The 14,080-nt window shown below is 56.2% G+C and carries 11 protein-coding genes; 2 read left to right on the plus strand and 9 right to left on the minus strand.

Annotated features, from left to right (window positions below; genetic code table 11):
- Positions 1 to 29: 29 nt before the first annotated feature.
- The 6 genes from R84865_RS05370 to R84865_RS05395 form a co-directional block, all read right to left on the minus strand.
- Positions 30 to 1,622 (minus strand): phosphoenolpyruvate carboxykinase, encoded by a 1,593-nt coding sequence (locus R84865_RS05370; RefSeq protein WP_435630994.1) that lies wholly within the window; start codon positions 1,620 to 1,622, stop codon positions 30 to 32.
- A 300-nt stretch (positions 1,623 to 1,922) separates the two neighbouring features.
- A complete protein-coding gene (yfaE, locus tag R84865_RS05375) occupies positions 1,923 to 2,201 on the minus strand; it encodes a class I ribonucleotide reductase maintenance protein YfaE (RefSeq protein WP_435630995.1) in 279 nt (92 codons plus the stop codon).
- A 2-nt stretch (positions 2,202 to 2,203) separates the two neighbouring features.
- Complete coding sequence (nrdB, locus tag R84865_RS05380) at positions 2,204 to 3,334, minus strand: class Ia ribonucleoside-diphosphate reductase subunit beta (protein WP_435630996.1); 1,131 nt, start codon at positions 3,332 to 3,334, stop codon at positions 2,204 to 2,206.
- Between the two features lie 49 nt (positions 3,335 to 3,383).
- A complete protein-coding gene (nrdA, locus tag R84865_RS05385; protein WP_435639039.1) occupies positions 3,384 to 5,660 on the minus strand; it encodes a class 1a ribonucleoside-diphosphate reductase subunit alpha in 2,277 nt (758 codons plus the stop codon).
- A 508-nt stretch (positions 5,661 to 6,168) separates the two neighbouring features.
- Positions 6,169 to 7,071: an Hsp33 family molecular chaperone HslO gene (hslO, locus tag R84865_RS05390; RefSeq protein WP_435639040.1), complete on the minus strand. Its 903-nt coding sequence runs from the start codon at positions 7,069 to 7,071 to the stop codon at positions 6,169 to 6,171.
- A 64-nt stretch (positions 7,072 to 7,135) separates the two neighbouring features.
- On the minus strand, positions 7,136 to 7,525 hold the full coding sequence (locus R84865_RS05395) for an RNA-binding S4 domain-containing protein (RefSeq protein WP_435639041.1): 390 nt from the start codon (positions 7,523 to 7,525) through the stop codon (positions 7,136 to 7,138).
- 149 nt (positions 7,526 to 7,674) lie between these two features.
- On the opposite strand from R84865_RS05395, the gene nudE reads away from it, so the two are divergent.
- Both nudE and R84865_RS05405 read left to right on the plus strand, forming a co-directional pair.
- On the plus strand, positions 7,675 to 8,235 hold the full coding sequence (nudE, locus tag R84865_RS05400; RefSeq protein WP_435631000.1) for an ADP compounds hydrolase NudE: 561 nt from the start codon (positions 7,675 to 7,677) through the stop codon (positions 8,233 to 8,235).
- A 276-nt stretch (positions 8,236 to 8,511) separates the two neighbouring features.
- The gene (locus tag R84865_RS05405) at positions 8,512 to 9,678 is read left to right on the plus strand and encodes a M24 family metallopeptidase (protein ID WP_435636550.1); all 1,167 of its coding nucleotides are present in this window, start codon (positions 8,512 to 8,514) and stop codon (positions 9,676 to 9,678) included.
- A gap of 233 nt (positions 9,679 to 9,911) precedes the next feature.
- Here R84865_RS05405 and R84865_RS05410 read toward each other — a convergent pair whose 3' ends face one another.
- The 3 genes from R84865_RS05410 to aldA all read right to left on the minus strand — a co-directional run bounded on the left by R84865_RS05410 (position 9,912) and on the right by aldA (position 13,800).
- Complete coding sequence (locus R84865_RS05410; RefSeq protein WP_435639042.1) at positions 9,912 to 10,730, minus strand: SDR family oxidoreductase; 819 nt, start codon at positions 10,728 to 10,730, stop codon at positions 9,912 to 9,914.
- A gap of 247 nt (positions 10,731 to 10,977) precedes the next feature.
- A complete protein-coding gene (locus R84865_RS05415) occupies positions 10,978 to 12,243 on the minus strand; it encodes an MFS transporter (protein ID WP_435639043.1) in 1,266 nt (421 codons plus the stop codon).
- Positions 12,244 to 12,354: 111 nt separating this feature from the next.
- Positions 12,355 to 13,800, minus strand: a complete 1,446-nt coding sequence (aldA, locus tag R84865_RS05420) for an aldehyde dehydrogenase (RefSeq protein ID WP_435631004.1) — start codon at positions 13,798 to 13,800, stop codon at positions 12,355 to 12,357.
- Between the last annotated feature and the right edge of the window lie 280 nt (positions 13,801 to 14,080).

Genomic DNA, 14,080 nt, shown 5'->3' on the forward strand with positions numbered 1-14,080 from the left:
TGTGCAGCAGCGCTGTGTCGTGATATCCGCTAGAGCCGTTGCGGCCCTGCGGCGATAATGGCGGGGTCGATGTCATTAAAGCGCGCAAAGTTGCGCTGAAACTGCTCGATCAGTTGGTCGGCATGGGTTTGATACGCGGCTGCATCTTGCCAGGCTTCACGCGGGTCCAGACATTGTGCGTCAACGCCCTCAACGTGCTGAGGCACGTCCAGATTGAGCCCAGGCAGATGAGTCGTCGGTGCATGATCAAGCTCACCCCGCTGGATGGCGCTAATCACCGCGCGAGTGGTAGGAATGCTGAAACGCGTGCCGCCCTGCTGATAGGCACCCCCGGTCCACCCGGTATTGACCAGATAAACATGGGTATCGAAGCTATCCATCCGCTTGCGCAACAGGTCGGCATAGACACTGGGCGGGCGCGGGAAGAACGGCGCACCAAAGCAGGTTGAGAAGGTGGCCGATAGCGCGGCATTACTGCCTACTTCGGTAGAGCCTACCTTGGCGGTGTAGCCAGACAGAAAATGGTAGGCCGCGGCTTCCCGCGACAAGCGTGCCACGGGCGGCAGCACGCCGGTCATATCGCAGGTCAGGAACACGATAGCACTCGGTTCAGGGCCACTGCTGTTGTCGGCACGACGCTCGATATGGGAAAGCGGATACGCGACACGACCGTTTTGCGACAGCCGAGTATCGCTGTAGTCAGCGACGCGCTGCTCATTAAGCACCACGTTTTCGAGCACCGCACCAAAGCGAATGGCATTCCAGATCAGCGGCTCGTTTTGCTCGGACAGGTCAATGGTTTTGGCATAGCAGCCGCCTTCGAAATTGAACACGCGGCCCTGCGTCCAGCCGTGCTCATCGTCACCAATCAGGTAACGCTCAGGGTCGGCAGACAGCGTAGTTTTACCGGTGCCCGACAGACCGAAAAACAGCGTGGTTTTGCCGTCGTCGCCCACGTTAGCGCTGCAATGCATCGGCAGCACGTCTTCCGCCGGCAGCAAAAAGTTGAGCGCCGAGAACATCGCCTTTTTCAACTCGCCCGCGTAGCGCATACCCGCTAGCAGTACCCGCCGCCCTTCCAGGTCGATGATGGTACAGCTGTCGCTGTGAGTGCCGTCGCGCAGGGGATCGCACTCGAAACAGGGCGCGCTCAGAATGGTCCATTCCGGTTTTTGGCGTGGGTTATAGGCCTCAGGACGAATGAACATGTTCGAGGCGAAGAGTGCGTGCCAGGCATTTTCCGCCGTCACGCGCAGCGGTTCATACAAGGCTGAATCGGCACCGGCATGCAGGGTACTGACAAACTGCTCGCGTACTTCCAGATAGAGCGCAACACGCTCCCACAGCTGCTCGAAGCGATCGGCAGGAAACGGCTGGTTGACCTCGCCCCAATCAACGCTGTCGGCACTGGTGGCGTTATGCACGATAAATCGATCAGCGGGTGAGCGCCCGGACCGTTTGCCGGTTTCAGCGCATACCGCCCCAGTGGATGCCAGCGTCGTTTCGTGACGGGCAAGGGAGTGTTCTGCCAGCTCGGCACGGGCAAGATTAAGATAAACGGTGCCTTGCTCACCGTGAGTGGAAGCCGGTGCTCGCATCAGTACATCGTCCGTGGTGGCCATAGCGGTAGGGGTGCCTCGTTTACTACATACAAAAGGATATAAATGCGAAAATAAATCAATAAGAACGCATTGCAGGATCAGTATTACAGAAAGAAGACAATTAAAAAACGACTTTTAAACATTATTATTTCAATTACTAAAGTCTACGCGTAAAAAAATAGCAATATTAATAAAAATATTAAAAAACGTTGTTTTTATCGTTATTTTACTACGTCTTGCTACTCTCCCACGCCGTTCAAACACGGCGGCGGCGCACCTCGCCCTGGGCGAAAACGACTGCGCCGACACCTGACCGTTAGTTCACCGATGCGGTTCGGATGAATCGCCGATCGCCAGTGCGATGTCGCTATCGGGCGCACAGCAGCAGGGCAGAATTTCCCCGTCATTCAGGCACGCCAAAGGTGGCTGATGGTAGCGAACCCGACCACTCAATAGCCGCACTCGACACGCCCCGCAATAGCCTGAGCGACACTGAAACTCGACCGGCAGCCGGTGCCTTTCAAGCAACTCAAGCAGGCTGGCCAGACGTGTCTGCCACGCCAGCCGAGCGCTGCCGGTGGATACAATCAGCTCTGCCATGGCTATAGCTCGAAGCTGCCGAGATCATCGGCGGTAATGGTCGAATCAATCTGGCCTACCAGATAAGAGCTCACCTCGACCTCTTGTGGCGCAACCTGCACGTTGTCCGATACCAGCCATGAATTTACCCACGGAATGGGGTGTGAGCGCTTTTCGAACGCTGGCGTCATGCCAATCGCCTGCATTCTGACGTTAGTGATGTATTCGACATAGTGATGCAGAATCTGCCGATTCAGGCCAATCATCGAGCCGTCCTTGAAGAGATAGTCGGCCCACTGCTTCTCTTGCTGGGCCGCTAGCAAGAACAGCTCGCGACTCTGCTCATTGCACTGCTGGGCAATTTCGGCCATTTCCGGATCGTCGGCACCTGAACGCATCAGATTCAGCATGTGCTGGGTACCGGACATATGCAGCGCTTCGTCGCGCGCGATCAACCGAATGATTTTGGCATTGCCTTCCATTAGGCCCCGCTCGGCGAAGGCAAAGGAGCACGCGAAGCTAACATAGAAGCGAATGGCTTCGAGTACGTTAACGCTCATTAGACAAAGGTAGAGCGCCTGCTTTAACCGCCGTAGCGACACCTCTTTATAGTGTCCGCCAATAGTGTGGCGGCCCTCACCCAGCAAATGGTAATAGCTCGATAATTCGATTAGTTCGTCATAATAACGGGAGATATCGCGGGCACGTTCGACAATATGCTGATTTGTGACGATATCGTCGAATATTAGCGAGGGGTCATTAACGATATTACGAATAATATGCGTATACGAGCGAGAGTGAATAGTCTCTGAAAACGCCCAGGTCTCAATCCAGGTTTCCAGTTCGGGGATCGACACCAGCGGCAGCAGTGCCACGTTAGGGCTGCGTCCTTGAATCGAATCGAGCAGCGTTTGATATTTCAGATTACTAATAAAGATATGCTGCTCATGCGCAGGCAATTGCTGATAATCAATACGGTCACGAGAAACATCGACTTCTTCGGGTCGCCAAAAGAAAGAGAGCTGCTTCTCAATAAGTTTTTCAAAGACGACGTGCTTTTGCTGGTCGTAACGCGCCACATTGACCGATTGTCCGAAAAACATCGGTTCCTTGAGCGGATCGTTATGCTGCATGGAGAAGGTGGTATAGGCCATTGCGATTCCCTCTGATGATGCCACATTCATTGCGTTGCCGGCGGTATCACTACAGCTTGCAGGCGCCGCCCTCACAGTCGCTGCCGACATCCGCCTCTGCGGCCTGCGCGTCGTCGGCACCATCGCGAGTGTTTTGGTAATAGAGCGTCTTGATGCCAAGTCGGTAAGCGGCCACCAGATCACCGAGCAATTGCTTCATGGGCACCTTGCCGCTATCGAAGCGTGCGGGGTCATAGTTGGTATTGGCCGAGATGGCTTGGTCGACAAACTTCTGCATGATGCCCACCAAGCGCAAATAGCCGCGGTTATCAGGCATCTGCCACAGCAACTCGTAGCGGCTGCCGAGCCGGGCCAGCTCCGGCACCACCTGGCGCAGGATGCCGTCCTTCGACGCCTTGACGCTAACCACGCCGCGCGGCGGCTCTATGCCGTTGGTGGCGTTGGAAATCTGCGACGAGGTTTCGGACGGCATCAGTGCCGACAGGGTCGAGTGACGCAGCCCGTACTGCTGGATCGCCGCGCGCAGCCCTTCCCAGTCATGGTGCAGCGGCTCGCTGCACAGCTCGTCCAACTGTTGCTTGTAGTGATCGATGGGCAGTTGGCCCTGCGCGTAGCGGGTTTGCTCAAACCAAGCGCATGCCCCCTGCTCTTGCGCCAAGCGCAGCGAGGCGTTGAGTAGATAAAACTGGATCGCTTCGAAGGTACGATGGGTGAGCGCCAAGGCGCTGTCGTCGGAATAACGCACACCGTGCTTGGCAAGGTAATACGCGAAGTTGATCACCCCAACGCCCAGCGGCCGGCGATTGAGCGCACTACGCTGCGCTGCGGGCACCGGATAGTGCTGATAGTCGAGCAGTGCATCGAGCGCTCGAACGATCAGTTCCGCCAGCTCTTCCAATTCATCCAACGTTTCGATAGCACCAAGATTGAACGCCGACAGCGTACACAGCGCGATTTCGCCTTCGTCGTCGCGCTCCCCCAATGGCGCGGTTGGCAGCGCAATTTCCAGGCACAGATTGGACTGCCTTACCGGTGCCTGTGCAGGATCGAAGGGGCTGTGCGTATTGCAATGATCAACGTTCTGAATGTACACGCGGCCCGTCGATGCGCGTTCCTGCATCAGCAGCGAGAACAGCTCGATGGCACTAACCGAGCGCTGACGAATAGACGTATCTTGCTCGTATTGCCGGTACAACTGCTCAAAGCGCTCCTGATCGGCGAAGAATGCCTCATACAGCCCCGGAACGTCCGATGGGCTGAACAGCGTAATCGAGCCCCCTTCGATTAACCGCTGATACATCAGTCGATTGAGCTGCACGCCATAGTCGATATGGCGCACCCGGTTGTCTTCTACGCCACGATTGTTCTTGAGCACCAGCAGGCTTTCGACCTCTAGATGCCATAGCGGGTAGAAAAGCGTTGCAGCACCGCCACGAATGCCCCCTTGCGAGCACGACTTCACGGCGCTTTGAAAATGCTTGTAGAAGGGAACGCAGCCGGTATGAAAGGCCTCACCGCCGCGAATCGGGCTACCCAGGGCCCGAATGCGCCCCGCATTTATGCCTATGCCCGCACGCTGTGACACGTACTTGACGATGGCACTGGCGGTCGCGTTGATGGAGTCGAGGCTATCGCCGCATTCGATTAGCACGCACGAACTGAACTGCCGGGTGGGCGTTCGTACCCCCGCCATGATGGGCGTAGGTAGCGATAGCTTGAAGGTGGACACCGCATCGTAAAAGCGTCGCACATAGTCAAGCCGCGTTTCTCGTGGATACCCGGCGAACAAACACGCCGCCACCAGCAGATAAAGAAACTGCGCGCTTTCAAACAGCTCGCCGGTGGCGCGATTTTTTATTAGATACTTGCCTTCCAGCTGCTTCACCGCGGCGTAGCAAAACCGCATGTCGCGCCAGTGATCGATAAAGCCATCCATCACTGCGAACTCTTGCTCGCTGTAGTCTTCGAGTAGGTGGCGGTCATAGCGCCCCATCGCAACCAGCCGCTGAACATGTTGATACAACGGCGGCGGCTCGAAACGGCCAAAGGCTTTCTTGCGCAGGTGAAACACCGCTAATCTGGCCGCTAGATATTGATAATCGGGCGTTTTTGCGGAAATAAGATCAGCGGCAGCGGTAATCAGCGTGTCGTGGATATCGCTAGTGCTAATGCCGTTGTAAAACTGCAGCCGCGAACGTAGCTCTACCTGAGATACGGATACATCCTCCAGGCCCTCCGCGGCCCATTCGAGCACTCGATGAATTTTCTCAAGATCAATCGACTGCTGTTTTCCGCTGCGTTTGGTTACCCAGATAGGCTGATTCATCGACACCGCCAAGCAAATTTCAGGATGTATAAGGCGCTACCCCACCGAAGCGCCTTTCGTCCTAAAACACTATATGTAGTACCTAAATTACTCAAACATACCCATATGTTGTTTATAGTCGCCATCCATCGTTGCTCGACGTTAGCTTGACAACAGCGCTTTTTTAGATCTGTCGCGATTGGCGGTGAACTCGCCCTGAACGGCTAAATTTATCAGGGTTATAAAAATAAACTGTGGTTAATAAGGCTCGCCGGGAAACGCTAATGTGATCGCGAGAGCGTAAAAAAATCGCCCTTCTACTTAAGGTAAATATCAGATGAGCGGCGTCAGCAACGGTGCCATCAGAAACGTTATGCGCTTGCTGTGTTCACGACCTACCCAGACAAATACGCCCTGCTTTCAACCCGACGTCTAGCCGTCGCCCAAACGACAGCACCCCGAAGGCGGAAAACATTCCACGCTTCGGGGTGCAGGCCAGCGCCTCGCGACGCTGGTTAGCCGAGAAGACTTAGTGCAGCGTTGGCGACGATTCGTCGGGGCGTTCGATCAAGCTCTCGGCATCGGCGGCGCTGAATTCGTAATGGGTATTACAGAAGTGGCATTGCGCGTCTACCTTGCCCTCTTCCGCGACGATAGAGCGCAGCTCGTCGGCTCCAAGACGGTGTAGCGCCAAGGCAAACCGCTCACGCGAGCAGGTGCAGCCAAAGGCAATGGCAGAGGGCTCGAACACTCGCGCTTGTTCTTCGTGAAACAAGCGATGCAGCACTTCTTCAGGCGCCAGTTGCAGCAGTTCTTCATCGCTGATGGTGTCGGAAAGCGCGACGATGCGCTCCCACGCATCCTGATCGAGCTGACGCTCGTCTTCGGGCAGTTGCTGCACTAACAGACCGGCCGCGCGCTCGCCGTCAGACGCCAGCCACAGCCGAGTAGGAAGCTGCTCGGAGCGCTCGAAGTAATCCTCGAGACAAGCCGCCAGGCTTCCCTTATCGAGCGCCACAATGCCCTGATAACGCTGGCCGTGCGCCGGGTCGAGAGTGATTACCAACTGGCCGTTGCCCAGCAGGGTTGAGAAATCGCTCTCCTGCAGACGCTCGATCTGCTCCTGATCGTAGCGAGCGATGGCGCGCAGCTGCTGAGCCACGCCTTCAGCGCCGGGATTGGATTCCGCCATCAGCAGCGAAATGGGACCTTCGCCGCGCAGCTCAAGGCTCATGATGCCATCCAGCTTAATGGTGGCTGTCAGCAGCGCACTGGCCGCCATTAGCTCGCCCAGCAGGCGCGCCACTGGCGCGGGATAGTCGTGGCGGTTCAGCACTTCACGATAGGCATCGTGCAGCTGGATGAGCTCACCACGCACACGAGTGTCGTCGAACATAAACCGCTGCAAACGGTCGAGTTGGGATAATTGCATGTCGAATGTCCTGAGTCGCTGGCGGCGTGTCGCGCCAGTAAAAATAAGCAGCGCAGCGCGGGCGTTATTCTTCGAAGCCGTGGCGTTGAAAACGCTGAATGTCGCGACGCGCTTTTTTGTCGGGGCGTTTGGGCGGTGCCTGAACCGCCTTGCCGGCATCGCGGCGTAGCTGGGTCTCACGCTCACGTCGCTCGCGGCTGGCGGCGGTTTCGGCATAAAGCGTTTGGGCCTCGGGAGCACCGCGACGTTGGTCACTAAGCGCCGCCACTTCGACCTCTAGCGTGTTAAAGCCTTGCGGCACACGCAGTAATGCGCCCACCTCAACCTGTTTGCTGGTACGGGTGCGTTCACCGTTGTAATGCACCTTACCGCCTTCAATTGCCTTCTTGGCTAACGCCCGGGTTTTGAAAAAACGCGCGGCCCACAACCACTTGTCGAGACGTACCTGCTGCATGGTCGCTCCTTGCCGAATGATTCCCAAGAGATGGGGATGATCCGACGATAACCAAGGCCTCCCCGCACCTGCTCACGCTATTTGCGCATTATCGTAAACACAATGATACCGTTGGTATTCTTCTTTCATTAAGTGCCGGTATCTGTCCTATGCCTACCACACCCCCTGTCATCCTTGAGTGCAACGAACTGACCCGCTCGCGGCTATTTTGCGTCGAGTCGCTGGAGCTGGAATTCAGTAACGGCACGCAGCGCACCTTCGAGCGCCTGAAAAGTACCGATACCAACGGCGCAGTAATGATGGTGGCGATGCAAGATAGCGAGCACTTTTTGCTGGTGCGCGAATACGCCGCTGGATTTGAACGCTATTTGCTTGGATTGCCGAAAGGCTCGGCCGACCCTGGGGAGACCCTCGAACAAGCTGCCAACCGTGAGCTTCAGGAAGAGTGCGGGGTTGGCGCACGACGTATTACGCGGCTTACCAATGTCAGCGTGGCGCCCAACTACATGTCGCACCAGATTACTTTGCTCGTGGCCGAGGACTTGTACCCTGCCCAACTGCCGGGCGACGAACCTGAGCCCTTGGAAGTAGTGCCTTGGGCACTAAGCGAGCTGCCGCAGCTACTCGCCCGCGATGATTTCCATGAAGCGCGCAGCATCGCGGCGCTCTATATGGCACGCGATTACTTGCAGCGACATGCATCAAGCTAAGCGAGCCATGTTACGTACGTCGGCACGAAAATACGCGTTAGCGCGCAATCAGCACGCGCCGGCGACGGCAATGCGCTGCCGTATTGGCGAGACCATTCGATTGCCTGATTGGAAAGATTGGTGGAGCTGAAAGTTTCATAAAATGAAACCTATCGTTTGCTGAAATTTCACTCGTTCTTGTCTACCCTTTAAGTTCAGCATCAATTAGCGTGCTACTTAAGTCAGCTACACTATCCATTGACGAGCACCATATCCCAATAGTGAGGACACTCCAGCATGGAAATAACCCCTACCTTTAAAAATCCTGACACTCACGAAATCAATGCCAGGATTGATAAAATCCGGGGCCAAATGTCGCGATTGGGGCTCGACTACTACGTCTCCTTCTCTCCCGACAATATTTTCTACCTGACCAACTTCAAGAACATGGTGCACGAGCGCCCGTTCATCCTGGTTGTTACGCCGAAAGGGCCGCTGCAGTTCATCTCGCCGCTGCTCGAAGCGAAACACGTCCACGCACGTTCCGTCGGCGATATCGAAATTCTCCCCTACTTTGAATTCCCTGCGCCTAAAGGCAAGGAATGGAGCGATGTGTTCAAGCAGGCCGTCCCTGCTGGCAGCAAAGTGGGCATCGAGTCCGTCTGCCCTCATCAGATCTACGCCGCCATCGAAGGTGAAGCCGTTGAGGTCAACCTTATCGACGATGCACGTGCTATCAAATCGCCGTTTGAAATCAACCGTATCGCCTACTCCTGTGAGCTGATCACCAAGGCGCACGACGAATTCATGGCCGCAGCAGCGCCTGGTCGAACCGTTATCGAAACCGCTACCGCTGCCCAGCAGTCGATTATCGGTCAGCTGCTGCACGACGATCCGTCCTACAACCCTTTCTGCACCCGTGTGGGCGCCGTCTTCCAGAACGGTAGAACCACCTTCGATCCCCATAACTTCAGCACCATCAACATCGCCATGGAGGCTAACGGCGGCCCCCACCTGACGATCATCAACTCGGAGCTGAGCGGTTATGGCGCAGAGGTTGAGCGTACGTTCTTCCTGGGCAGTGCCACCGACGAAGAGAAGAAATACTTCGACATCATGATGGAAGGCCGCAATCTGGCGTACGAGCTGGCCAAGCCCGGCACCCTGATGAGCGACGTCGATCGCGCCGTTAACGACCTGTTCAAGAGCAAGGGCGTTGGCGATTTGCTGCTGCACAGAACCGGTCACGGCATGGGCATTACCGCTCACGAATCACCGTTCCTTGCCGAAGGTTGCGAGCAGGAGCTTCAGGAAAACATGACCTTCACCATTGAGCCCGGCATCTACTCCGAGAAATTCGGTGGATTCAGGCATTCCGACACCATCGTGGTCGGCAAGGATGGTCCCATCAACCTGACCGAAACGCCCGACGATCTGGACAGCCTGATCTTGCCGATCAAGTAAGATATCGAGGCGGTTTACGACCACCTGCTCTTTACTGAGCAGGTGGTTTTTTTCGTCCATGAATTGGCCGGCAGCCTGCAATGGATCGTGCCAGCACGGGTTCCGTCGGATAAAAATACGCTATCCCAAAAACAACCATGCCCCGTACACAATGCGCTGCACTAGCAGGCATTACGTACGGGGCATGGTCGATCGCCTGGCGCTGCCACATGGGCAGCGCGTTGGTTTACGAATTACTGCTCTACTTTCCAACCCGGCTGGAACAGCATTTTGCCGGGCCAGGTGTAAGCCATCAGGCCGCCATCCGCGAGGATGGTTTCGCCGGTAACGAAGGAGCTGTCATCAGACGCGAGGAACAACGTTACCTTGGCCATTTCGTCCGGCTTGCCAAGACGGCCCATGGGAGTCACCCACACCTGAGCGTCACGGAAGTTCTTGCCGCTCTCTTCCTTGCTGTTACCGGCAAGGTTATCAACCAACGGTGTTTCGATGGTGCCGGGGCAGATCGCGTTGGAGCGAATACCATAGCGGCCGTAATCGATGGCGATCGCTTTAGTCATATTAACGATGCCGCCTTTGGCAGCGTTGTAGCCAGAGCGGTCGAGGTCGGCAGCAAGCCCGGACATCGACGCCACGTTGACGATCGAACCACCGTTATCGAGCATCAGCGGAATGATGTATTTGCTGACCAGGAAGGTGCCGCGCAGGTCAACGCTCATGATGCGATCAAACAGTTCAGTGGGGTACTCGTGCAGCTTACCGCCTTCCTGATCGATGCCGGCATTGTTAAACAGCACGTCGATACGACCGTGCTCTTTCTTCAGCGACTCGGCGAAGCCTTTAACAGCCTCCTCGTCGGCGACGTTAAGCTCATGTGCCTCAGCCTGTCCGCCTGCTTCCTTGATCGCGGCAACCGTGCTGTTGAGTTCATCCATGTTGATATCGGCACAGATGACGTGCGCACCTTCCTGTGCGAACAGCTTGGCAGTGGCGTGACCAATACCCGTGGCTGCGCCAGTAACAATGGCGATGCGATTTTCCAAACGACTCATAGATAAACTCCTCGAATATGACGAGAACAGAGTGACTTTCGACGTATGTGGATGGCCCGACGCGGGTGTCGCGATGGCAACCATCCAACAGGCACAGGTACTACCCGTCTCTTGCAGGCAGCCAAGTGTTGGCAGCTGCCAGCGCATAGCGGCACGCTGCTTGATTCTTGGCGTTTCTTATAAGGTTATGCGTTCTATTAAGCGTTAATTCAAGCCCTGCGCTGGGTTTTCGGGTGAGTCGGTGACATCACGCGGCATCACCGCGCTGCTTGAAACGACACTGAATCAGGCCCATCGCGGCCACCACCAAAGCCACTGCCATCAGCAGTAGGCAGGCGAAGGTCCAGCTACCGAACTGGTGTTTAATAAAGCCCAGCACAATCGGTCCCAGCGAAGCGAATGCAAAGCCGATCCCCTGCACCATCGCGGTTAACCGACGACGCTCATCCAGCGAGCGGGACTGGTTGACCGCCAGCATCAGAATAGTGACAAACGCCATCCCGTTGGTGGTGCCGCCCAGCACGCTCCACACTTCCCATGCACTGGGAATCACCAGCATCAGCAACGGCACTGCGAACCATAGCAGCCCCACCGCCACCAGCAGCTTCTGTAGAGCGAAACGCCGCTCCAACAGCGGAAACAGCAGCGCTCCTATCACTGACGATGCCTGATAAACACCGGCAATGACGCCAGCCGTCTGCTCGCTGACACCTTCGACATCGACCATGTAATTGGAGATCCACGCCGTCAGGGAGAAATAAACGAACAGATGCCCCGCCATCGCGATCGACAGCACCCACGCCGAAGTGTTCCTGAACAAGGCCGGCGTCGGCTCGGCGCTGGTCGCGGCCTGTACGTCGGGTTCGCTCGCAGTGCTATTAGCAGCCGCTTTGTCCCAGCGCAGCACCACTAGCCACACCGCCAGGGTGATCAGCGGCAGCCACACCCAGCTCGCCAGTGCCCACTGCCAGCCTACCCAAGAGGCAATCGGTACGGTCAGCGCGCCGGCCAGCATCGCCCCGACGTTAAACGACGAAGTGAATACGCCAGTCATCAGACTGGTGCGGGTTGGGAAGTAGCGGCCGATAATCAGCAGCCCCAAAATATTGCCCATCGCCAGTGCGGCCCCGATCACGAAGGTGCCGACCATCATGCCGGTCAGACCAGTGAAGGGGCGCAGCAGCGTGCCGAGCGCCACCACCACGAGCATCGCCAGAATACTGGTGGAAATACCCAGCCGCGCGATCACCCACGACGCCAGCGGACTCAGCACCCCAAAGCAAACGATGGGAATACTGGTGAACAAGCCTGCTTCCACCAGATTGATATCAAGCGCCTGATGAATCTGCCCCACCAGCGGCGGTATGGCGGTAATAGCGCCCCTCAAATTGAGCGAGAACAGCACGAATGCAACCACAAGCGTGAGCGCAAACAGCGATGAAGACGCCTGAGCAACAGACGACGAGCCACGACGGGACATGATGGGAAGTCCTTCCAGTATGGGGAGAGACATGGCGGGGCCCAACGGCGTAACGACTAATAAAGGCAATCGTCACGACGTTGGGTCCTGCGTGAGAAGGTAGGGCATGACCGGATGGCCATGCCCGATGCCCTCTCGACAGGATTAGCTGTTGAGATAGATGGTTTTGGTCTCGACGTAAGCTTCGAGGCCGTGCTGACCATCTTCACCACCCAGACCACTCTGGTTGTAGCCATGGTGGAAGCCTTGCGGTGCTTCGCCGCCGCCACGGTTGACATACACTTCGCCAAAGTTCAGTTCACGCGTCATGCGCATGATCTTGTCGAGGCTTTCAGTGAAGAGGTAAGACGACAGGCCGTACTGGCTATCGTTGGCGAAGGCCAGCGCTTCGTCAAAGTCCTTCACTTTGATGATCGACATGACCGGGCCGAACACTTCGTTTTTCACCAGATCCTGATCCTGTGCAACACCGGTCAGAAGCGTAGGTGCATAGAAGTAGCCCTTGTCGTAGTCACCACCGGTCAGGCGCTTGCCACCCAGTTCGAGTTTGGCGCCCTGCTCGACCGCTTTCTCAACCATCGCGTGCACTTTTTCAAGCTCGTCGAGGCTTACCTTCGGTCCTACATCGACGCTTTCATCAGTGGGGTCGCCCACTTTGAGCGCTTTGACCTTCTCGGTCACCTTCGCCAGGAACTCGTCGTATACATCAGCGTGCACGTAGGTACGTTCGTTACTGGTGCAGACCTGACCGTTGTTCATGAAGCGAGCAGAAACGGCTGCGTCGGCGGCACGTTCAAGATCGGCATCTTCCATGACCAGGAACGGAGCTTTACCACCCAACTCGAGGCGAACCTCTTTGAGGTTTTTAGCCGCCGCTTCCATGATTTTGCGCCCTGCCGGAGTAGAGCCCGTCATGGTGATCAGGGGTACGTCGGGGTGATCGACCAGCGGCACACCAACGCCGGGGCCATCGCCAGTCACGATGTTAACTACGCCCGCAGGGATGCCTGCTTCATCGATCAGCTTGCCAAGACGCAGCGCCACCAGAGGCGACAGTTCGTGCGGCTTGATCACAATGGTATTGCCCGCCGCGATAGCCGGACCGATCTTCCTTGCGCACAGTGCCAGCGGGAAGTTCCAGGCGGCGATGCCACCGATAACGCCATGCGGCACACGGTCGATCAGGATTTTCTCATCGGGGGTGCTGCCAGGAATGATTTCACCCTGAATGCGACGCGTGTTTTCAGCGGCGAAGCGGAACAGACCCTGGGCAAAGCCCACTTCGATGCGAGCTTCTTTCAGCGGTTTACCCATTTCAGAGGTAATGGTCGCTGCCAGTTTCTCGGCATCACGTTTGACCAGCTCGTTCAGTGCATAGAGATAGTCAGCGCGTTCTTCTGCACTTTTGTGGCTCCACTCGGGGAAGGCCGCTCGAGCAGCATCAACAGCGCTTTCGAGGTCTTCTTTACCACCTTTGGCCGCTTCACCGATCACTTCACCGGTGGCTGGGTTGGTAACGTCAATCCACTCTTTAGTGACCGGATCAACCCAAGCGCCATTTATATAGTGCTGAAAACGTTCCGTAGCCATTTGCATACTCCTCGTAGGCAGAACATGAATTGTTGCTAAGACCACCCGCCGCTCGTTTGATCAGCGGGAAGAATAGGGAGAAGGTTAGCGTTCCTCTCGAGAACCCCTCCTTCATTCGACTCACAGGTACTATAGCGGAGATTTTCGATTTCATTAAATTGAAAGTTCAAAACAAAACATTTCATATTTATGAAAGATATTCCTCGGATGCTTTTCTCCCAACAGCCTCTGACCTGCTGAGGCGCCTTACCATTTTTATAACCTTCGCTATTGCTACCCC

The sequence above is a fragment of the Carnimonas bestiolae genome (genome assembly GCF_051251145.1).
GTDB classification, from domain to species: Bacteria; Pseudomonadota; Gammaproteobacteria; order Pseudomonadales; family Halomonadaceae; genus Carnimonas; species Carnimonas bestiolae.